We start from the raw sequence: 19,232 nt of genomic DNA on the forward strand, positions 1-19,232 counted from the left end.
GAAGGCCCGCACCTACCGGCCGAAGGCTCGCACCTACCAAGGCAGAGTCAGTGCTGTTTGGGCGGCGACGGTCCGCAGCTGTCGCAACCGCCACAGGCGCCACTGCCTCCGCTCGCTGGTGGCGCGATCTTTCGCCCCAGCGCCTGCATCCAGGCGGCGCGGTCCGGCTTCAGCAGGGCCAGCGCCAGCGCGCCACGCAGCTTGCGCACGGTGCCGGGGAACTGCTTCTTCAACACCACCCAGGCACTGACCAGCACGGCCACCGCAATGATCAGGTACTGCAGCAGCAGTCCGCCGTCCATCAGCCGCCCCCCAGCGCCTTGGTCACCTGGTAGGTGATCAGCGCCGCCACGTAGGCCGCAGCAAACAGGTAGAACGCCGAGAAGGCCATCGTCTTCCACGAATTGGTCTCGCGCTTGATGGTGGCCAGCGTCGAGATGCACATCGGGGCGTAGATGTACCAGACCAGCAGCGACAGCGCGGTGGCCAGCGACCAGCCGTCGCTGATCAGCGGGGTCAGTGCCTGGCTGGCGGCATCGTCATCGGCCGCCGACAGCGCGTACACGGTGGCCAGCGAGGACACCGCCACTTCGCGCGCGGCCAGGCCCGGAATCAGCGCAATGCAGATCTGCCAGTTGAAGCCCAGCGGCGCAAAGAACACCGCCATCGCATGGCCTATCTGGCCGGCGTAGCTGTAATCGATGGCCGGCATGGTGGCGCCGACCGGGGCCGCCGGGAACGACAGCAGCACCCACAGCAGGATGGTCAGCGCCAGGATGATGCCGCCGACGCGCTTGAGGAAGATCATGCCGCGCTCGTACAGGCCCACCGCCAGGTCGCGCACATGCGGCAGGCGGTACGACGGCAGCTCCAGCATCAGCGGGTGCTCGCTCTTGTCGCGGCGCCACTTCTTCATGATCCACGACATCGCCAGCGCACTGAGGATGCCGGCCGCATACAGGCCGAACAGCACCAGGCCCTGCTGGTTGAACACGCCCCACACCGTCTTCTGCGGAATGAACGCACCAATCAGCAGCGCATACACCGGCAGGCGCGCCGAGCAGGTCATCAGCGGCGCGACCAGGATCGTGGCCAGGCGGTCACGCGGGTCCTGGATGCTGCGCGTGGACATGATGCCCGGCACCGCGCAGGCGAAACTGGACAGCAGCGGGATGAACGAGCGACCGGACAGGCCTGCGGCCGCCATCATGCGGTCGAGCAGGAACGCCGCACGCGGCAGGTAGCCGGATTCCTCCAGCACCAGGATGAAGAAGAACAGGATCAGGATCTGCGGAAGGAACACCACCACGCCACCGACGCCGGCGATGATGCCATCGGTCAGCAGGCTGGCCAGCGGACCTTCGGGCAGCACGCTGCCGACGAAGGCACCAAGCCAAGCGAAACCGGCCTCGATACCGTCCATCAACGGTGTTGCCCAGGCGTACACCGCCTGGAAGATCAGGAACATCACCACCGCCAGGCTGATCAGGCCGAACACCGGGTGCAGCAGCCAGCGGTCCAGCGCGTCGTCGATCTTCGCAGTGCGCGCCGGCATGCGCACGGCCACCGACAGGATCTCGCGCACCTTGGCGTGGTAGTCGATGCCGCCCTCCGGGCCGGGCACCGGTGCGTCCAGGTGCGGCACCATCGCGTCGAGGCGCTCGACCAGGGCCTTGGCACCCTGCTTGCGTACCGCCACGGTCTCCACCACCGGCACGCCCAACTCGCGCTCCAGCGCGGCCACATCCACCTGGATGCCGCGGCGCTGGGCCGCATCGACCATGTTCAGCGCCACCACCATCGGCTTGCCCAGCTCGCGCAGTTCCAGCGCGAAACGCAGGTGCAGGCGAAGGTTGGTGGCATCGATCACGCACAGCAGCACGTCCGGTGCGGCTTCGCCCGGGTAGAAGCCCCGGCACAGATCACGGGTGATCGCCTCGTCCAGGCTGGCCGGATGCAGGCTGTAGGCGCCCGGCAGGTCAAGTACTGCGAATTCACGGCCAGACGGCGCGCGCAGGCGGCCTTCCTTGCGCTCGACGGTGACACCGGTGTAGTTGGCGACCTTCTGGCGGCTGCCGGTCAGCTGGTTGAACAGCGCGGTCTTGCCGCTGTTGGGGTTACCGACCAGCGCAATGCGCAGCGGTGCGGTAGAGGCTGCAGCGGTCATGCGCGACGCTCCTGGCGGTTGGCGTCGACCACGACGCGCTTGGCTTCACTGATCCGCAGCGCGAAGCGAGTGAACCCGACCTGCACCAGCAGCGGCTCGCCACCGACCGGGCCCTTGGCCACCAGGCGCACTTCCTCGCCCTTCACGAAACCCAGCTCGCGCAGGCGACGGGCGATGGCATCGTTGGCATGGAGGTCCTGCACGGACTCGACCACGGCCGAGGTGTGCAGCGGCAGTTCGGACAGCGTCATCTAGCGTATTCTCTGCTGGATGTAAATGGTTCTCGATTCTAACATTCCCGCGTCGCGTCATGGCCCATGACCAATGGCCCGCTATGATCCATACAGGTATGGAGTGACCCTGGAATCCCATGAACGATGCTTTGCAGATCGAGCGCAGTGGCGCCGTCCTCACCCTCTGGCTGAACCGGCCGGAGCTGCACAACGCCTTTGACGCCGGCCTGATAGCGCGGCTGACCGCCGCACTCGAAGCCGCCGGACGCGACAGCACGGTACGCGCGGTGGTGGTGGCCGGGCACGGTGCTTCATTCTCGGCCGGTGCCGACATGCAGTGGATGCGCGGTATGGCTGCCGCCAGCGAGGCCGACAACCGCGAGGACTCGCTGGCGCTGGCACGGCTGATGCGTACCCTGGACGAACTGCCCAAGCCGACCCTGGCCCGGGTCCACGGCGCGGCCTTTGGCGGTGGCGTCGGCCTGGTCGCCTGCTGCGACATCGCCATCGCCAGCAGCTCGGCCCGCTTCGGCCTGACTGAAAGCCGTCTCGGCCTGCTGCCGGCGGTGATCTCGCCCTATGTGATCGAGGCCATCGGCCCGCGCCAGGCCCGTCGCTGGTTCGCCACCGGCGAGCATTTCGACGCCGAGACCGCGCTGCGCATCGGCCTGGTCCACCAGCTGGTCGAGCCGGAACGCCTGGACGAGGCTGTGCAGCGCCAGCTGGCCCTGCTCGACAAGGCCGGCCCGATCGCCTCGTCGTCAGCGAAACAGCTGGTGCGGCAGGTCCGCGACAGCCATGACCGCGATGCCCTGGATCGCGATAATGCCGCCCTGATCGCGCGCCTGCGGGTGTCCGCCGAGGGCCAGGAGGGCCTGGGCGCCTTCCTCGACAAGCGCGCCCCCCATTGGGTCACGGAAGCCTGAACATGCTCGATCATCTTGGTTTGACCAGCGCCGACCTGGCGCGCAGCAAGACCTTCTTCCTGCAGGCACTGGCACCGCTGCAGATCGGCGTGGTGATGGAAGTCACCGCCGAACAGACCGGCGCCCACGACCACATCGGCTTCGGCAGCGACGGCAAGCCGTTCTTCTGGCTTGGCAATGGCGGCACCGCCAGCCACGGCGTGCACGTGGCCTTCGCCTGCGCCAGCCGCGCGCAGGTGGACGCCTTCCATGCCGCCGCGCTCGCCGCGGGTGGCCGCGATAACGGTGCCCCGGGTCTGCGCCCGTGGTACCACCCGGATTACTACGGCGCCTTCGTGCTCGACCCTGATGGCAACAACATCGAAGCGGTCTGCCATCGCCCCGTCAGCGAGGTGGCCGCATGAGCGACTACGTCCGCATCGTCGAGGTCGGCCCGCGTGACGGCCTGCAGAACGAAAAGCAGTCGGTCTCCACCGCCGACAAGATCGAACTGATCAACCGCCTGTCGGCCACTGGCCTGCGCAGCATCGAGGCGACCAGCTTCGTCAGCCCAAAGTGGGTCCCGCAGCTGGCCGACGCCGCCGAGGTCTATGCCGGCATCCAGCGCCGGCCGGGCATCCACTACCCGGTGCTAGTCCCGAACGAACAGGGTTACGACCGCGCCCGTGCGGTGGGCGTGGAGGAAGTGGCGGTGTTCACCGCCGCGTCCGAAGCCTTCAACCGCACCAACACCAATGCCGGCATCGACGAGTCGCTGGCCCGCTTCGAGCCGATCCTGCGCCGCGCCGCCGCCGATGGCGTGCGCGTACGTGGCTACGTCTCCACCGTGCTCGGCTGCCCTTATCAGGGCGAGGTACCGCTGGCCGACGTGGTGCGCGTGGCACGCGCCCTGCACCAGATGGGCTGTTACGAAATCTCGCTGGGCGACACCATCGGCGTCGGCACCCCGCGCAAGGCACGGGCGATGCTGCAGGCGGTCGCTGCCGAGATCCCGATGGAGGCGCTGGCCGTGCATTTCCACGACACCTACGGCCAGGCCATCGCCAACATCGCCACCTGCCTGGAAGAAGGCGTGCGCGTGGTCGACAGCGCCGTGTCCGGCGCCGGTGGCTGCCCGTATGCGAAGGGCGCCAGCGGCAATGTCGCCAGCGAAGACGTGGTCTACCTGCTGCAGGGCCTGGGCCTGGACAGCGGCGTGGACCTGCCGGCACTGGCCGAGACCGGCCGCTGGCTGGCCGGCCTGCTCGGCCGCGCCACTGCCAGCCGCACCGGGCAGGCGCTGGCCACGGCCGGTTGACCACCGCACTGCGCCGCCCCGCAAAGGCGGCGCAGTGCACAACAGCGGCGGTCGCGGCTTCCGTTAGAATCGGCGGTTCTCGAACCTGCAGGACCGTTCAATGCAGCTGTCTTCCGTACGTGCCGTGATCACTGGCGGCGTCTCCGGCCTCGGCCTGGCCGTGGCCCAGCACCTCGTCGCCCAGGGCGGCAAGGTGGCCCTGTTCGACCTCAACGACGACAAGGGTGCTGCCGCCGTTGCCGGGCTGGGTGCCGACAAGGCCCGCTATTTCAACGTCAACGTCAGCGATGAGGCAGCCGTGGCTGCGGCCATCGACCAGGCCCACGACTTCCTGGGTGGCCTGAACGTCGCGATGAACTGCGCCGGCATCCTCGGTGCCGGCCGCGTACTCGGCAAGGAGGGCCCGATGCCGCTTGCCGGCTTCCAGGGCACAGTGATGGTGAACCTGGTCGGCAGCTTCAACATCGCCAAGGCTGCGGCCAACCGCATGCAGCACAACGAAGCCGGCGTGGACGGCGAGCGCGGCGTGATCATCAACACCGCCAGCATCGCTGCCTACGAAGGCCAGATCGGCCAGGCCGCGTATGCCGCCAGCAAGGGCGGCGTGGTGTCGATGACGCTGCCGATGGCGCGCGAACTGTCGCGCTTCGGCATCCGCGTCAATACTATCGCCCCGGGCGTGTTCTGGACACCGATGGTCGACGGCATGCCCGAAGCCGTGCAGCAATCGCTGGCCGCCTCGATCCCGTTCCCGTCGCGCCTGGGCAAGCCGGAAGACTTCGCCGGCCTGGTCGGCTTCATCCTCGGCAACACCTACCTCAACGGCGAGACCATCCGCCTGGACGGCGCTACCCGGCTCGCTCCGAAGTGATTCCCCCCGGGCGCCGGGACGGCGCCCTCCCCCAACGACCTAGATCACCATGAAAGCCAACGACATCAAGAAGGGCAACGTCGTCGAGTTCAACAACGGCGTGTACCAGATCCGCGACATCGAGCGCAGCTCGCCGCAGGGTCGCGGCGGCAACGTCCGCTTCCGCTTCATCATGTACAGCGTGCCGGGCGGCAACAAGCTCGACGCCAGCTTCGATGCCGACGACAACCTGGTCGAGGTCGAACTGCTGCGCCGCCAGTCCACCTATTCGTACAAGGACGGCGATGCGTTCGTGTTCCTCGATGACGAGGACTACACCCCCTACACCCTGGACGCGGACGTGATCGGCGACGACGCCGGCTACATCACCGACGGCCTGACCGGCATCTACGTGCAGGTGATCGATGAGCAGCCGGTGGCGATCCAGCTGCCGGCCTCGGTGGTGCTGGAAGTGATCGAGACGCCACCGGAATTGAAGGGTGGCACCGCCACCAAGCGCCCGAAGCCGGCCAAGCTCAACACCGGCATCGAAATCATGGTGCCGGAGTACATCGTCAACGGCGAGCGCGTGCTGGTGAACACCGCCACCGGCGAATTCGCTGGCCGTGCCGACTAAGCGCCTTGCGCTGATCGGTTGCCTGTCCCTGCTTGCGGCGTGTTCGCCGCAGGCAACGGACAGCACGGCCGATGCTGCGCCGAAGACCGCACCGGTCGAACCGGCCGTGACGGCCGCACCGGCGGTGGAGGCACTGGCCGCCGTGGAGGCTACCGCCGAAGCGGAGCCCACTGCCGAGCTGTCCTCGGGCGATGAGGAACTGGACAAGGCACGCGCAGCCGCAGGCTGCCCGGTATCGGAGGACGTGTATGACGTCGACGACGTGCGCATCTACTGCGCGATGCCGACCGACGTGCAGGCCTTCCTCGCGCGCGAGAACACCTGCCAGCACTTCGCTGGCGAAGAGCCGTACGACGACGAGCGTCGCCGCGAACTGGAAGAGGCCAGCGCCAAGTACTGCGAGGGCCGCAAGAAGATTTTCACCGATCTGGTCGCGCGTCATCGCGGCGACTGCGCTGTCCGCGAAGCGCTGATCGGGATCAACAGCCGCTATGACCTGGACTTCGATCTCGACCTGAAGCCCTGCGAAGGCTGATCGATCAACGCCGAGCATCGCCCGGCGCCACCGATCCGCGCAATCACGCGTTACTTCGCGCCGAAATTGCCGCAGCCGTGATACTGGCGGGTGCCGATGGTCAGGTTCACCTTGGCATCGAACGCCTCGCCACTCATGTCGTCCTGGCAGGTAGTACGCTGGAAGCTGAGCTTGACGTCGGTGCCATCGGACGCCTTGCCGCTCCAGCCGTCAGCACCTTCGGTGGGCTTGGCGACGTCGAAGCGACGCTCGCCGTAGTCGACTTCCACCTGCAGGCCGGGCGTGTCGCCGTCAACGATGGCCAGCCAGCCCGGCTCGTTGCCGGTGGCACGGAACGCGGCATTGCCGGCGCTGCCATCGCCCTCGGTGGCTTCCACCGCATGGCACTCGCGGTCGGCCTCACCCTTCAGGCTCAGCAGGCCGTCATCGCTGCCCTTGGTCCAGAAGGTGTTGTCCTGGCCATCACCGTACTTGGCGCCGGAAGCCGCACGCTCGGAGGTCATGGCGAAGGTACGGTCGCCGATCACCACCGTGGCCGCATCCTCGCCATTGAAGGTCGCGCGCACGTCCAGATCGCCACAGCGATAGGTGGTCTCGCTACCGACACTGGCGCCGGTACTGGCGCCTGGCTGAGGAGCAGCCGGTTCGGGGTTGCTGCTGCCCGCGACGGGCGGCTGGGCCGGCTGGCACGCGGCCAGCACCAACCCCAGGGAGGCTGCCAACAGACTGGGAACTACACGCATGGCTCGACTCCTTGTCGACACTACATAGATGTTCGACCCTACCACCTGCCGGTGAGCGGGGCCTGAAAGCGGCCTGACCGCGTTCATGCGGCCAGCACCGCCATCGACAGCAACTGTGCGCCGCTGCCGCCGGAACTGCAGGTCCAGACCCGCAGCAGGCGCAGTTTCAGCTCGCGCTCCTGGCCCTGCTCACGCACCGACAAGCGCACGTCGCTGGACAGCAGCGCCAAGCGGCCACACAGCAGCGTTTCCGTCGCGCAGGACTGCAGGCCATGCACCTGCAGGCGGCCGCCCAGCCACTCGCGCAACCACGGCAGGTCGAGCATGCGCCCACCCTGCCCGTCCATCATGAACAAGGCCGGCGATACCAGCGCGGTCAGCGCATCGTGATCATCGCCCAACAGCGCTTCGCACAGGCGCTGCTCCAGCGCCCTCAATTGCAGTTCATGCAGATCGTCAACGATGTTCCGTTCCATCCACGGATCCTTCCGGCGTCGGCCGGCGTCTGCGCAGGCGCTGCGCGATCCACTGCCGCGCGCCCTGCACCACTACATAGAAGACCGGCACGAAGAACACCGCCAGCACGGTCGCGCTGACCATGCCGCCGAACACGCCGGTCCCGATCGCCTGCTGGGTTTCCTTCGATGCGCCCTGCGACAGCATCAGCGGCACCACGCCCAGCGCGAACGCCAGCGAGGTCATCACGATCGGCCGCAGGCGCAGCCGTGCCGCCTCCAGCGCCGCTTCCACCAGGCCCCGGCCCTGCTGCTGCAGCTGGCGTGCGAACTCGACGATGAGGATCGCGTTCTTCGCCGACAGCCCGATCACCGTGATCATGCCGACCTTGAAGAACACGTCGTTGGGCATGTCGCGCAGCAACACCGCCACGACCGCACCGAGCAGGCCCAGCGGTACCACCAGCATCACCGCCAGCGGAATCGACCAGCTCTCGTACAGCGCCGCCAGCACCAGGAACACCACCAGCATCGACAGCAGCAACAGCCACGGCGCCTGTGCGCCGGATTCGCGTTCCTGCAGCGACTGGCTGGTCCATTGCAGGGCGAAGCCGGACGGCAGCTGCGTGGCCAGGCGCTCCATTTCCGCCATCGCCTGGCCGGTCGACACGCCGGAGGCCGGTGCGCCGGACAGGTTCAGCGCCGGGAAGCCGAGATAGCGCTGCAGCTGCAGCGGTGCCTCGGTCCAGTGCGGGGTCACCAGCTCGGACAACGCCACCATGCCGCCTTCGCTGTTGCGCACGTAGAGCTTCAGCACGTCCTCCAGTTCCATCCGGTGCGAGGCGTCGGCCTGCAGGATCACCTGCTGCAGCCGTCCCTTGTTGGGGAAGTCGTTGACGTACTGCGAGCCCATCGCTGCCGACAGCGTGCTGCTGATATCGGCGAAACCCACGCCCATCGCCTCGGCCTTGGCCCGATCGATGTCCAGCCGCACGCTGGTGCCGGCCGGCAGGCCATCGGCATGCACCTCCGACAGCAGCGGGCTGGCCTCGGCCAGTTTCAGCAGCCGCTGCAGGGCCGCGCGCAGCTCTGCCTGGCCCTGCCCGGTGCGCGCCTGCAGCGCCAGCGAGAAGCCGGACGAACGCCCCAGGCTGTCGATGGCCGGCGGCATCACGCTCATCACCTCGCCCTCGGCAATCGTCGCCATCGCCTTCTGCGCGGCCTCCACTTCGCCGGCTGCAGTGGCCCCTGCACGCTCGCCCCAGTCCTTCAGCATGGTATAGGTCAGTGCCGCGCTCGGGCCGGAACCGGAGAAGCTGTAGCCGAGGATCGACTGGTTGGAGCCGATGCCCGGGCGTGACGCCACATGCTGTTCGTAGGCTTCGACCACGGCCAGCGTGCGCTCGGCGGTGGCTTCGGCCGGCAGCTGGATCGAGGTCATGAAATAGCCCTGGTCTTCTTCTGGCAGGAACGCACCCGGCAACCAGTGCAGGCCCAGCAGCAGTGCCACCACCAGTGCGGCGAACACGCCCATCACCCGCCCACTGCGCTGCAGCACCGAAGCCACGCCACGCTGGTAGCGCCCGGTCATTCTCTCGAAGCCACGATTGAAGGCACCAAACAGCCCGCCACGACCATGGTGGCCATGGGTGTTCGGGCGCAGCAGCGTCGCGCACAACGCCGGCGTCAGGCTCAACGCGAGCAGCGCCGAGAACAGGATCGACACCGCCATCGCCACGGTGAACTGACGGTAGATCGCGCCCACCGAGCCACTGGCCAAGGCCATCGGGATGAACACGGCGGTCAGCACCAGGGTGATGCCGATCACCGCACCGGTCAGCTCGCGCATCGCCTTGATGGTCGCCTCGCGCGGCGGCAGGCCTTCCTCGGCCATGATCCGCTCCACGCCCTCGACCACCACGATCGCGTCGTCGACGATGATGCCGATCGCCAGCACCATGCCGAACATGGTCAGCACGTTGATCGAGAAGCCCAGCGCCAGCATCACCGCGAAGGTGCCGAGCAGCGCGATCGGCGCGACCAGCGCCGGGATCAGCGTGTAGCGCCAGTTCTGCAGGAACAGGTACATCACCGCGAACACCAGCAGCATCGCTTCCAGCAGCGTCTGCACCACCTTCTGGATCGAGATCTTGACGAACGGCGCGGTGTCGAACGGAATGCTCGACTGCACGCCACGCGGCAGCAGCGGCGCCAGCTCGGCCATGCGCTCGCGCACCGCCGAGGCGGTCCGTACTGCGTTGGCTCCGGGGCGCAGCTGCACGCCGGCCGCCGTCGCCGGATGGCCGTCCTCGCGGGTGCCCCAGGCGTAGCTCTGCGCACCCAGCTCGATGCGGGCGACGTCACCCAGCAGCACGCGCGAACCATCGGCGCCGGCACGCAGCACGATCGCCGCGAACTGTTCCGGCGTGGACAGCTGGCCGTCGGCGCTGAGCGGCACGGTGATGCGCTGGCCTGGCACGCCCGGCGAATCACCGATGCGCCCTGGCGAGATCTCCAGGTTCTGCTGCTCGATGGCGCTGGCCACATCACCCATGGTCAGCCCGTAGCCGGTCAACCGGGTCGGGTCCAGCCACACCCGCATCGCCTGCTCGGCACCGAACAGCTGCACACGGCCGACGCCATCGATGCGCCGCAGCTCTTCGATGATGTTGCGCGCCATGAAGTCACCCAGCGCTGCCTCACTCACGCTGGCATCCGGCGAACGCAGGCCGACCAGCATCAGGAAGCCGGAATCGGCAGCCTCCACGAACAGGCCGTTCTGTCGCACGCTGCGCGGCAGGCGCGGCTCGATCGCCTTGATCCGGTTCTGCACGTCCACCTGCGCCAGCTCCGGATTGGTGCCAGGCTTGAACGTGGCGGTGATCGAGGCCTCACCGGAGGTATCCACCGACGATTCGAAGTACAGCAGGTGCTTGACGCTGGACAGCTCGCGCTCGATCAGGCCGACCACCGCATCGTTCAATGTCTGTGGGCTGGCACCCGGGTAGCTGGCGTAGATGCTGACGCTGGGCGGCGCAACCGCCGGATAGCGCTCCACCGCAAGGCGCGGAATCGCCAGCACGCCGGCCAGGATGATGAAGATCGCCAGCACCCAGGCGAACACCGGGCGATCGATGAAGAAACGTGCCATGTTGGATTTTTCCTGGAGGGGCTGGACCGGGACAGGCTCAGCCCTTGCTGCCGGCCTGCACCGCACCGGCGCCGGCGACCGGCATCCGCCAGTCGCGCGCATCGACCACCACGCCTTCCTGCAGGCGCTCCTGGCCCTCGACCACCACCTTCTCGCCCGCTTTCAGGCCCGTGCGCACCAGCCACTGGCGATCAACGCTGCCGTCGACCTCCAGCGTGCGGATCACTGCCTTGCCATCGCCACCGATCACCCAGGCGTACGCCTGGCCGCCAGCACTGCGCAGCACTGCCTGCTGCGGCACGGTCAATGCACTGGTCGGCGCGCCACGCGGCACCCGGGCACGCACATACATCCCCGGCAACAATTGACGACCCGGGTTGTCGACCAGGATGCGGAGGATCACGTCACCGGTGCGCGCGTCGACGTTTATGCCGGAGAACAGCAGCTGTCCGCGCTCAGGCATCGGCTTGCCGGCGGCGCCGATGATGGTTACCGGCAACTCGCCGCCACCGGCGGCGCTGCGCTGCAGCGACTCCAGCTGCGCGGCGGGCTGGCGCACGTCGACGTAGACCTGGTCGATCTGCTGTACCACCGCCATCGGCTCGGTATCGGCCACGCCGACCAGCGCACCTTCGGTCACCAGCGCCTGGTCGATGCGGCCGGCAATCGGCGCACTGACCGTCGCATAGCGCAGGTCCAGCTGCCGGCGGGAGAGGATCGCGCGCGCTTCGTTCACCGCGGCACGGGCCTGTTCGTACTCGGCACTGGCATCGTCGCGGTGCTGCTGGCTGACCGCCTGTGCGGCGGCCAGTGCCTGCAGGCGCTGCGACTGCACGCGGCTGCGGCCCAGTGCCGCCTCGCTGCGCTGCAGCGCGGCCAATGCCGAATCGACGTCGGCCTTGAACGCGGCCGGATCGATCTGGAACAGCGCCTCGCCGGCGCTGACTTCCGCGCCCTGGTCGAACAGCCGGCGTTGCACGATGCCGCCCACCTGGGCGCGGATCTGCGCGGTACGTACCGCGGCCACGCGGCCGGGCAGCTCGTCGTCACGCTGCACCACCTGCGGGCCGACAGTGACCACGCTGACGCGCGGTGCGGCTTCGGGCGTGGCGTCGGGGGAGGAACAGGCCGTCATGGCCAGGGCGAGGGCCGCGATCAACGCGACCGGAGTCCTGAAGGTTCTCATTGTTGTGCACAATGCCGCGCAGGCGGCTGATAGGTTCTGAAGCGTGCAGTCTGCGTGGCGATGATGGGGTTTCGATGGAGGAACTGTGGAGATACGATGGAGGCAAGCACCTTAAGGCCCCGCCCCCCGCATGCAAGCCTCCCCTGCCCTCGCCGCCCTCGTCCTGATCGTTGAGGATGAGGGCGAGATCGCCGACATTCTCACCGCCTACCTCGAACGCGAAGGACTGCGCACGCTCCGTGCCGCCGACGGCCACAGTGCGCTGGACCTGCATCGCAGCGCCCGCCCCGACCTGGTCCTGCTCGATGTGCAGCTGCCGCGCCTGGATGGATGGAGCGTGTTGACCCAGCTGCGCCAGCGCGGCGAGACGCCAGTGATAATGCTGACTGCACTGGACCAGGACCTGGACAAGCTGACCGCGCTGCGCATGGGCGCCGACGACTATGTGGTCAAGCCGTTCAATCCCGCCGAAGTGGCGGCGCGCGTGCGTGCCGTGCTGCGGCGTACGCTGCGCACCTCGCGCGTGGACGCGCCCACCGCACTGCGCGTGGGCCCGCTGCTGATCGATTCGGCCACCCATGCCGTGCACGTCGAGGGCGAAGGCTACAGCCACGAGGTGCTGCTCACGCTCACCGAGTTCAAGCTGCTGCACTGCATGGCGCTGGCGCCGACCCGCATCTTCAGTCGCAGCGAACTGATGCACGAATGTCTGCCGGAAAGCGAGGCGCTGGAGCGCACGGTCGACAGCCATGTCAGCAAGCTGCGCCGCAAGCTGGATGAAGTTGGCATGGTCAACGTTCCTGCCAGCGTGCGCGGTGTCGGCTACCGGTTGATGGCCGACCGCTGATGGCCCGACTGCGCCGCTCCGGGCTCAGCCGCCACATCATCGTTTCGATGTCGCTGATGGTGATCGGCGTCATCGTGATGATGATCCTGTCGTCTTGGCTGCTGTATGCAGTGCTGGTCGAATTCTTCCCCGGCACTACCGATGAGCCGGAAAGCTGGCTGCCGACCGGCCCCGAACTGGCATGGATGGTCGGCGTGATCCTGACTGGCCTGGCACTGGCCATCGCCGCCTCGTTCCGTCTTGCCCACCGCATCCTGTCACCGTTGAATTCACTGGTCGACAGCGTGCGCGCGCTCGCGGGCGGCGACCTCGGCGCGCGCGCCAGCGTCGAGGAAAACTCGCCGGGCGAAGTGGCCACCCTGGTCGAGGATTTCAATGCGATGGCGCGCCGCCTGCAGCACATGGAGAGCGAACGTTCGATGTGGCATGCGGCCATCGCCCATGAGCTGCGGACACCGGTGACGATCCTGCGCGGCCGCCTGCAAGGGTTGGCCGAAGGAGTCTTCCAGCCAGACGAATCCCAGTTCCGCAGCCTGCTTGCCCAGGTCGAAGGCCTGTCGCGCCTGATCGAAGATCTGCGCGTGCTGAGCCTGTCCGACAATGCACGGCTGGATGTACGCCGCGCGCGCACCGACGTAGTGGCCGAGGTGCATTCGGTGATGACCCTGGTCGACCCCCAGTTCCGCGCCGCCGGCTTCGTGCTGGAACTGGAAACCAGCCGCGAGGAGCACACAGCCCATTGCGATCCGACCCGGCTGCGCCAGGCATTGCTGGCACTGCTGGAGAACGCGCGCCGCTACGCCAGCCCGGGCAAGGTGCGGATTGCTGTGCACGACACGCCCGGCCATGTGCAGGTGGCGATCGAGGACGAGGGCCCGGGCATCGACCCGGCCTTGCACGCCGATATCTTCACCCCGTTCATGCGCGCCGATGGCTCGCGCTCACGCCAGGGCGGCGGCAGCGGGCTGGGTCTGGCGGTGGTCAAGGCCATCGCAGACGCGCACGGCGGCCGCGTCTACTGCTCGCCGGGCAGTGCCGGCGGCAGCCGTTTCGTCATCGAACTGCCGCGCCAGTAGCCGGTGCAGCGGCCTGTTCGCGCAGATGCGCGCCGAGCCTGGCCAGGTTGGCATCGATCGCATCCATCTCATCGCGTTGCTTCACCGGCAGCTGCTGACGCAGCTGCACGCGCAGCGCCTGCCACGCCGGTACTGCCTGTGCGCTGGCGGCGGACACGGCCTCGGTCAGCACCGCCTGTTCGTCAGCCAACGGCAGCCCGTAGCCAGCGTCCCGCAGCAGGGTGCCCGGCCGCAGCCATTGCCCGCTCTGCTCCAGCAGCCCACGCAGGCTGCGGGTTTCTGCGCTGTCGGGCGCGGCCAGCAACCGGCGCTTGAGCACGTCACGTGCGCGCAGCTCGGCACGCCGCTGTGCGGCCTGTTCCAGCAGCAGCAGGCCGGCGCTGGCGCGCAGGTCGCCCTTCAGCAACCACGGTGCCCGTTGCTGTGCAGGCAGCTTCAACCAGCCGCGTACATCACGTGCGGGCAATGCCAGCCGGGCTGCCGCCACGCCGAACAACTGCTGGTAGTGGTCGCGTGCCGAGGCGAAGTAGTAACCCTGCGCCTGTGCTGAATCGCGATCAGCCAGCACCTGCTCATCCAGTACCTGCAGCCGCGACAGCCGCCGCTTCAACCCACGCGGGCTGAGCTGGGCCAGGCCTGCCTCGCCCAACCTCGGCACGCCGGCCTGCAACAGCTTTGCGGTTTCCACCGCGCAGTTGTTGCTGACGAAGTAGTAGCGCCCGTCGTAGCTCCAGTGCACCTGTGCTGTGCGCTCAAGCAGGCTGGCGATCTCGCTGCGCTCCAACTGCAACGGCAGCGATTGCAACCCGCGCAGCTCGACCTTGGTGTACTCGTCCACAACCTGCTGCAGCGGAAGCACGAACAGCCGCGAGGGATAACCGCCGGTCAGCCCACGCCAGTTGGAAATCTGCACGTCACCGACGAACGCACGGAACGACAGTACCCGGTGGTACTCCAGGTCCAGGCGACAGTCCGGCCCCGGCGCACGGCCAGGCCGGCAGATCACCAACCTCAGCATGCTGTGGCCCCAGCGGCTCATCGGCTGGGCACTGCCTTCGGCAAACAGGTAATCCACCGCGTAGACGCGTGCCGGGTCAAGTTGCAGCAGCGATGCAGCGCCCTCTTCCGGTTCGGCCTGCAGCAACGGCATTGTCGTAGAGCAGTGCGGCTGAGGCAGCGAAGGCGGCGCTCCAAAATGCGCCTGGTACCACTGCGCCAGCGCCGGTCGCCGGCAGGCGAACTCACTGTCGAGCACGAAATGCTCGGCGTTCACCGCCAGATACTCGGCCGGACTTTTCAGTTCATAGGCATCCGGACTACGGTCACGGAAGTCGTTGTCACCACGGCCGAGGTGCCACGGCTTGCGCTGCCACCCCGCCAGGTCCCGCCAACGCGCACTGCGCGACCAGTTCGCGCCACTGCGGTCGGCAACATGGGTCAGCTCGTGTACCAACGCACTGCGGCGCGCACGGCGGGCGCCGGGCATGCCGTCATCCAGCAACTCGCGGCGCAGCGCGATGTGACCGGCGAAGGTTCGGCCGTGCACGTCATCCGGCAGGTCATCGCGCCAGGCCACCCGTACCTGCGCAGGCAAGGCGTGCAGCAGGCCTTGCGGCAATAGCGACTGCACGTCGGCCAGGGTCTGGAGGGCGAGCTGCTGCTGCGCCGGGTCGAGACCGGCAGGGTCCAGCTGCAGGCGGTCAGCGGCATATGCCGCGGGAATGCCCAGCCACGCCAATGCGACAAGCCACCCGCGTTTCGGTGGCGCCGGGCGATGCCCGGCGGCATTCAACACGGGTGTCATGCGGCCCGGATCAACGCGCCAGCAGGGTGCGGGCCAGTTCCAGGTCGCTCTGCTGCTGTGCGGCGGTGCTCTGCTCGCGCAGGTGGACCAGCGCCGCCTGCAGGCGGGCGCCACGGATCTGGCCGTCGCTGGCGACGAACGCAGCCGCATCGTCGCGCGCAGCCAGTACCACCTTGTCATCGCCCGAGCTGCTGCCCGACGAACCGGAGGACGCACCGGTGGCCGAGCCGGCCGAAGTGCCAGCGAAGCTGGAAGCGAAGCCGGCCAGCGGCAGGGACAGCAGGGCGAGCAGCAGGAGCGGACGGGTCATCGGTTCGAAGCCGGTTGTGAAGGTGCGTGGAGCGTAGCGGGTACGTGAAGGAATTGCCCGACTCAGAGGTCGAACAGCTTGCCGGGATTCAGCCGCGCTTGGGGATCGAACGCGCGTTTGACCGCCTTCATCAGCGCGATCTCGGCCGGGCCGCGGGTGCTGTCTAGGTAGCCCTTCTTGACCAGACCGATACCGTGCTCGGCCGAGATGCTGCCATCGAAGCGGGCCAGCACCTGTGCCAGCAGCTTGGTTACGTGCTCGCATTGCGCCACGAAATCAGCGTCACTGGTGTCGTCGGGTTTGAGCACATTGATGTGCAGATTGCCGTCACCGATATGGCCGAACCAGACCACGTCGAAATGCGGATAGGCCTGCCCGATCAGCGCCTGGGTCTCGGCCAGGAACGCCGGCATCGCCGAGATCCGCACTGAAACGTCGTTCTTGTAGGGTTTGTAGCGCGCCAGCGATTCGGTGATGCCCTCGCGCAGGCGCCACAGCTGCGCGGCCTGGGCGTCGCTGGCACTGATCACGCCGTCGCTGACCCAGCCATTACCCATGCAGTCCTCGAAGGCCGCCATCGCCGCCGCTTCCTGAGCCTCGTCGCCGGCCGCGAACTCGGTCACCACGTAATACGGGTGCACTTCGTCGAACGGCGCCTGTGCGCCATGTGCCAGCACGTGCTCCAGTGCCCGGTCGGTGAAGAACTCGAAGGCCTGCAGCTGCAGGCGTGCGCGGAACGCGGCGAATACCTGCATCAGCACGTCGAAGCTGGGCAGTGCCAACAGCATCACGTTGCTGGCCGGCGGAGGGTCGGTCAGTTTCACCGTCGCCTCGACGATCACGCCCAGCGTGCCTTCCGAGCCGATCAGCAGCTGGCGGAAGTCATATCCGCTGGAGTTCTTGATCAGGCCCTTGTTGAGCTCCAGCAACTCGCCATCAGCCGTGACCACCTTCAGCCCGGCGATCCACTCGCGGGTGTTGCCGTAGCGGATCACGCGGATGCCGCCGGCATTGGTGGCGATGTTGCCGCCGATCGTGCAGGACCCGCGCGCGGCAAAATCCACCGGGTAGATCAGGCCGTGGTCCAGCGCGGCGTTGTGCACGGCTTCCAGCGGCATGCCGGCCTGCACCACCAGGGTGCGATCGACCGCGTCGTAGGCCAGCGCCTTGTTCATCCGCTCCAGGCTGAGCACCAGCTCGCCGTTGGCAGCCACCGCGCCACCGGAAAGGCCGGTGCGGCCACCGGACGGCACCACGGCCACGCCCTCGCCTGCGCTCCAGCGCATCACCACCTGCACTTCCTCGACCGTGGCCGGCAGCGCGATAGCCAGCGGCGCCGGCGTCCAGCGCCGGGTCCAGTCGCGCCCGTAATGTTCCAGGTCGGCCGGGTCGGTCTTCAGCTTCAGGCCGGGACAGGCCTGCTGCAGCGAGGCAATGCGGGAATCAGTCATGACGGTCCAGCGCGGTGCGTGAAGAACGGGTAAGCGTGCCAGTGGCACGCGCCAGCGTCCAGCCCCCGCAGCCGTGCAGATAGCTACGGATGCAACCAATTGCGCACTGCACCATGGGCGACACGATCTGGCATAGTGGTCAGCCCCTGTCCCACTGGCCGTGTTGCCCCATGTCGCCGAAGAAGACCTCGTTCCCGAAGCAGGATATCCGTGTGCTGTTGCTGGAGGGGGTCAGCCAGACCGCCGTGGAGGTGTTCAGCGCCGCCGGCTACAGCCAGATCGAAGCGCACACCAAGGCGCTGCCCGAGGACGAACTGAAGGCACGCATCGCCGAGGCACACATCGTCGGCATCCGTTCGCGCACCCAGCTCAGTGCCGAAGTGCTGGCCGAGGCCAAGCGCCTGATCGCAGTGGGCTGCTTCTGCATCGGCACCAACCAGGTCGACCTGGACGCAGCCGAGCTGGCCGGCATCCCGGTGTTCAACGCGCCCTACTCCAATACCCGCAGCGTGGCTGAACTGGTGATCGCCGAGGCGATCATGCTGACCCGCGGCATTCCGCAGAAGAACGCCGAATGCCATCGCGGCGGCTGGTCGAAGTCGGCCAGCGGCAGCCATGAGGTGCGCGGCAAGACACTGGGCATCATCGGCTATGGCCACATCGGCACCCAGGTGGGTGTGCTGGCCGAATCGCTGGGCATGCAGGTGATCTTCCACGACGTGGAAACCAAGCTGTCACTGGGCAATGCCCGTGCGGCCGCCAGCCTGGACGACCTGCTGGCACGCGCCGACATCGTCACCCTGCATGTGCCGGAAACCCCGTCCACACAGTGGATGATCGGCAGCACCGAGCTGGCGAAGATGCGCAAGGGCGCGCACCTGATCAACGCCGCGCGCGGCACCGTGGTCGACATCGATGCGCTGGATGCAGCCCTGGCCAGCGGCCACCTCGGCGGCGCAGCGCTGGACGTGTTCCCGGTCGAACCGAAGGGCAACGGTGATATCTTCGAATCGCCGCTGACCCGCCACGACAATGTGATCCTGACCCCGCACGTGGGGGGCAGTACGCTGGAAGCACAGGACAACATCGGCATTGAAGTAGCGGCCAAGCTGGTGCGCTACAGCGACAACGGCAGCACGCTGTCGGCGGTCAACTTCCCGGAAGTGACCCTGCCCGAGCACGCCGATAGCCTGCGCCTGCTGCACATCCACCAGAACGTGCCGGGCGTGCTGTCCAAGGTCAACGAGATCTTCTCGCGCCACAACGTCAACATCGACGGCCAGTTCCTGCGCACCGACCCGAAGGTGGGCTACGTGGTGATCGATATCACCGCCAGCGAGGAACAGGCTGCTGCGGTGCGCGACGAGCTGGCCGCGATTCCGGGTACGCTGCGCACGCGCATCCTGTATTGACGCGGATCCCGCCGTGCACTTGTAGAGCCGAGCCCATGCTCGGCTGCGGTTCCGGCCCGCATTGAGCCGAGCATCGGCTCGGCTCTTATCTCTTGCGACTCTGGCACCTTAGGTGCCGAGAGCCCGGCGCGGGCGACCGTTCGGCTCTAGGT

Annotated in this window: 19 protein-coding genes; 9 read left to right on the top strand and 10 right to left on the bottom strand. The window is 67.6% G+C overall.

The window, feature by feature from the left end; translation table 11 throughout:
• Positions 1-47: 47 nt before the first annotated feature.
• From AC07M7_RS12605 to AC07M7_RS12615, 3 genes are read right to left on the bottom strand one after another with little or no spacing between them, the layout of a single operon-like run.
• A complete protein-coding gene (locus AC07M7_RS12605) occupies positions 48-302 on the bottom strand; it encodes a DUF6587 family protein (RefSeq protein WP_495207514.1) in 255 nt (84 codons plus the stop codon).
• Positions 302-2,167 (bottom strand): ferrous iron transporter B, encoded by a 1,866-nt coding sequence (feoB, locus tag AC07M7_RS12610; protein ID WP_046985654.1) that lies wholly within the window; start codon positions 2,165-2,167, stop codon positions 302-304. Before feoB ends, AC07M7_RS12605 begins: the two co-directional genes overlap by 1 nt.
• Entirely contained in the window at positions 2,164-2,418 is a 255-nt protein-coding gene (locus AC07M7_RS12615) for a FeoA family protein (protein WP_046985653.1), read from the bottom strand. The genes feoB and AC07M7_RS12615 overlap by 4 nt, the downstream gene beginning before the upstream one ends.
• A 119-nt stretch (positions 2,419-2,537) precedes the next feature.
• On the opposite strand from AC07M7_RS12615, the gene AC07M7_RS12620 reads away from it, so the two are divergent.
• The 6 genes from AC07M7_RS12620 (at position 2,538) to AC07M7_RS12645 (ending at position 6,645) form a co-directional block, all read left to right on the top strand.
• Positions 2,538-3,326, top strand: coding sequence for an enoyl-CoA hydratase/isomerase family protein (locus AC07M7_RS12620; RefSeq protein ID WP_046985652.1), 789 nt, complete (start codon positions 2,538-2,540; stop codon positions 3,324-3,326).
• Between the two features lie 2 nt (positions 3,327-3,328).
• Positions 3,329-3,730, top strand: a complete 402-nt coding sequence (locus AC07M7_RS12625) for a VOC family protein (protein ID WP_046985651.1) — start codon at positions 3,329-3,331, stop codon at positions 3,728-3,730.
• On the top strand, positions 3,727-4,623 hold the full coding sequence (locus tag AC07M7_RS12630) for a hydroxymethylglutaryl-CoA lyase (protein ID WP_136639665.1): 897 nt from the start codon (positions 3,727-3,729) through the stop codon (positions 4,621-4,623). The genes AC07M7_RS12625 and AC07M7_RS12630 overlap by 4 nt, the downstream gene beginning before the upstream one ends.
• A gap of 100 nt (positions 4,624-4,723) precedes the next feature.
• Positions 4,724-5,494: an SDR family oxidoreductase gene (locus AC07M7_RS12635; RefSeq protein ID WP_136639666.1), complete on the top strand. Its 771-nt coding sequence runs from the start codon at positions 4,724-4,726 to the stop codon at positions 5,492-5,494.
• Positions 5,495-5,543: 49 nt separating this feature from the next.
• Positions 5,544-6,110, top strand: coding sequence for an elongation factor P-like protein YeiP (gene yeiP, locus AC07M7_RS12640; protein WP_006363947.1), 567 nt, complete (start codon positions 5,544-5,546; stop codon positions 6,108-6,110).
• On the top strand, positions 6,100-6,645 hold the full coding sequence (locus tag AC07M7_RS12645) for a hypothetical protein (protein ID WP_495207515.1): 546 nt from the start codon (positions 6,100-6,102) through the stop codon (positions 6,643-6,645). Before yeiP ends, AC07M7_RS12645 begins: the two co-directional genes overlap by 11 nt.
• 50 nt (positions 6,646-6,695) lie before the next feature.
• On the opposite strand, the gene AC07M7_RS12650 is transcribed toward AC07M7_RS12645, so the two are convergent.
• From AC07M7_RS12650 to AC07M7_RS12665, 4 genes are all read right to left on the bottom strand, one after another.
• A complete protein-coding gene (locus tag AC07M7_RS12650) occupies positions 6,696-7,388 on the bottom strand; it encodes a COG3650 family protein (RefSeq protein ID WP_495207516.1) in 693 nt (230 codons plus the stop codon).
• Between the two features lie 83 nt (positions 7,389-7,471).
• A complete protein-coding gene (locus tag AC07M7_RS12655; RefSeq protein WP_046985646.1) occupies positions 7,472-7,864 on the bottom strand; it encodes a nuclear transport factor 2 family protein in 393 nt (130 codons plus the stop codon).
• Positions 7,845-10,994, bottom strand: coding sequence for a multidrug efflux RND transporter permease subunit (locus AC07M7_RS12660; protein ID WP_495207517.1), 3,150 nt, complete (start codon positions 10,992-10,994; stop codon positions 7,845-7,847). Before AC07M7_RS12660 ends, AC07M7_RS12655 begins: the two co-directional genes overlap by 20 nt.
• A 37-nt stretch (positions 10,995-11,031) precedes the next feature.
• Positions 11,032-12,180 (bottom strand): efflux RND transporter periplasmic adaptor subunit, encoded by a 1,149-nt coding sequence (locus AC07M7_RS12665; protein WP_480982663.1) that lies wholly within the window; start codon positions 12,178-12,180, stop codon positions 11,032-11,034.
• Positions 12,181-12,310: 130 nt separating this feature from the next.
• Here AC07M7_RS12665 and AC07M7_RS12670 point away from each other — a divergent pair, with 130 nt between their 5' ends.
• Both AC07M7_RS12670 and AC07M7_RS12675 read left to right on the top strand, forming a co-directional pair.
• Positions 12,311-13,027, top strand: coding sequence for a response regulator (locus tag AC07M7_RS12670; protein ID WP_136639671.1), 717 nt, complete (start codon positions 12,311-12,313; stop codon positions 13,025-13,027).
• Positions 13,027-14,103 (top strand): ATP-binding protein, encoded by a 1,077-nt coding sequence (locus AC07M7_RS12675; protein ID WP_046983722.1) that lies wholly within the window; start codon positions 13,027-13,029, stop codon positions 14,101-14,103. The genes AC07M7_RS12670 and AC07M7_RS12675 overlap by 1 nt, the downstream gene beginning before the upstream one ends.
• Here AC07M7_RS12675 and AC07M7_RS12680 read toward each other — a convergent pair.
• The 3 genes from AC07M7_RS12680 to AC07M7_RS12690 form a co-directional block, all read right to left on the bottom strand.
• Positions 14,081-15,907, bottom strand: a complete 1,827-nt coding sequence (locus AC07M7_RS12680; protein WP_495207518.1) for a DUF7844 domain-containing protein — start codon at positions 15,905-15,907, stop codon at positions 14,081-14,083. The two genes, AC07M7_RS12675 and AC07M7_RS12680, sit on opposite strands and share 23 nt — an antisense overlap.
• A gap of 10 nt (positions 15,908-15,917) precedes the next feature.
• Positions 15,918-16,217 carry a DUF2388 domain-containing protein gene (locus AC07M7_RS12685; protein ID WP_046983720.1) on the bottom strand — a complete coding sequence of 100 codons (300 nt, stop codon included), beginning with the start codon at positions 16,215-16,217 and terminating at the stop codon, positions 15,918-15,920.
• Positions 16,218-16,279: 62 nt separating this feature from the next.
• Positions 16,280-17,668: an FAD-binding oxidoreductase gene (locus AC07M7_RS12690; RefSeq protein WP_197619379.1), complete on the bottom strand. Its 1,389-nt coding sequence runs from the start codon at positions 17,666-17,668 to the stop codon at positions 16,280-16,282.
• 170 nt (positions 17,669-17,838) lie between these two features.
• On the opposite strand from AC07M7_RS12690, the gene serA reads away from it, so the two are divergent.
• On the top strand, positions 17,839-19,080 hold the full coding sequence (serA, locus tag AC07M7_RS12695; RefSeq protein WP_046983718.1) for a phosphoglycerate dehydrogenase: 1,242 nt from the start codon (positions 17,839-17,841) through the stop codon (positions 19,078-19,080).
• The last annotated feature ends 152 nt before the right edge of the window (positions 19,081-19,232 follow it).

Source organism: Stenotrophomonas sp. GW821-FHT09E08, assembly GCF_059416125.1.

Bases quoted from the DNA above. Each gene is read 5' to 3' on its own strand.
- AC07M7_RS12605 (WP_495207514.1), bottom strand. From the start codon at position 302: ATGGACGGCGGACTGCTGCTGCAGTACCTGATCATTGCGGTGGCCGTG.
- feoB (WP_046985654.1), bottom strand. From the start codon at position 2,167: ATGACCGCTGCAGCCTCTACCGCACCGCTGCGCATTGCGCTGGTCGGT.
- AC07M7_RS12615 (WP_046985653.1), bottom strand. From the start codon at position 2,418: ATGACGCTGTCCGAACTGCCGCTGCACACCTCGGCCGTGGTCGAGTCC.
- AC07M7_RS12620 (WP_046985652.1), top strand. From the start codon at position 2,538: ATGAACGATGCTTTGCAGATCGAGCGCAGTGGCGCCGTCCTCACCCTC.
- AC07M7_RS12625 (WP_046985651.1), top strand. From the start codon at position 3,329: ATGCTCGATCATCTTGGTTTGACCAGCGCCGACCTGGCGCGCAGCAAG.
- AC07M7_RS12630 (WP_136639665.1), top strand. From the start codon at position 3,727: ATGAGCGACTACGTCCGCATCGTCGAGGTCGGCCCGCGTGACGGCCTG.
- AC07M7_RS12635 (WP_136639666.1), top strand. From the start codon at position 4,724: ATGCAGCTGTCTTCCGTACGTGCCGTGATCACTGGCGGCGTCTCCGGC.
- yeiP (WP_006363947.1), top strand. From the start codon at position 5,544: ATGAAAGCCAACGACATCAAGAAGGGCAACGTCGTCGAGTTCAACAAC.
- AC07M7_RS12650 (WP_495207516.1), bottom strand. From the start codon at position 7,388: ATGCGTGTAGTTCCCAGTCTGTTGGCAGCCTCCCTGGGGTTGGTGCTG.
- AC07M7_RS12655 (WP_046985646.1), bottom strand. From the start codon at position 7,864: ATGGAACGGAACATCGTTGACGATCTGCATGAACTGCAATTGAGGGCG.
- AC07M7_RS12660 (WP_495207517.1), bottom strand. From the start codon at position 10,994: ATGGCACGTTTCTTCATCGATCGCCCGGTGTTCGCCTGGGTGCTGGCG.
- AC07M7_RS12665 (WP_480982663.1), bottom strand. From the start codon at position 12,180: ATGAGAACCTTCAGGACTCCGGTCGCGTTGATCGCGGCCCTCGCCCTG.
- AC07M7_RS12670 (WP_136639671.1), top strand. From the start codon at position 12,311: ATGCAAGCCTCCCCTGCCCTCGCCGCCCTCGTCCTGATCGTTGAGGAT.
- AC07M7_RS12675 (WP_046983722.1), top strand. From the start codon at position 13,027: ATGGCCCGACTGCGCCGCTCCGGGCTCAGCCGCCACATCATCGTTTCG.
- AC07M7_RS12680 (WP_495207518.1), bottom strand. From the start codon at position 15,907: ATGACACCCGTGTTGAATGCCGCCGGGCATCGCCCGGCGCCACCGAAA.
- AC07M7_RS12685 (WP_046983720.1), bottom strand. From the start codon at position 16,217: ATGACCCGTCCGCTCCTGCTGCTCGCCCTGCTGTCCCTGCCGCTGGCC.
- AC07M7_RS12690 (WP_197619379.1), bottom strand. From the start codon at position 17,668: ATGACTGATTCCCGCATTGCCTCGCTGCAGCAGGCCTGTCCCGGCCTG.
- serA (WP_046983718.1), top strand. From the start codon at position 17,839: ATGTCGCCGAAGAAGACCTCGTTCCCGAAGCAGGATATCCGTGTGCTG.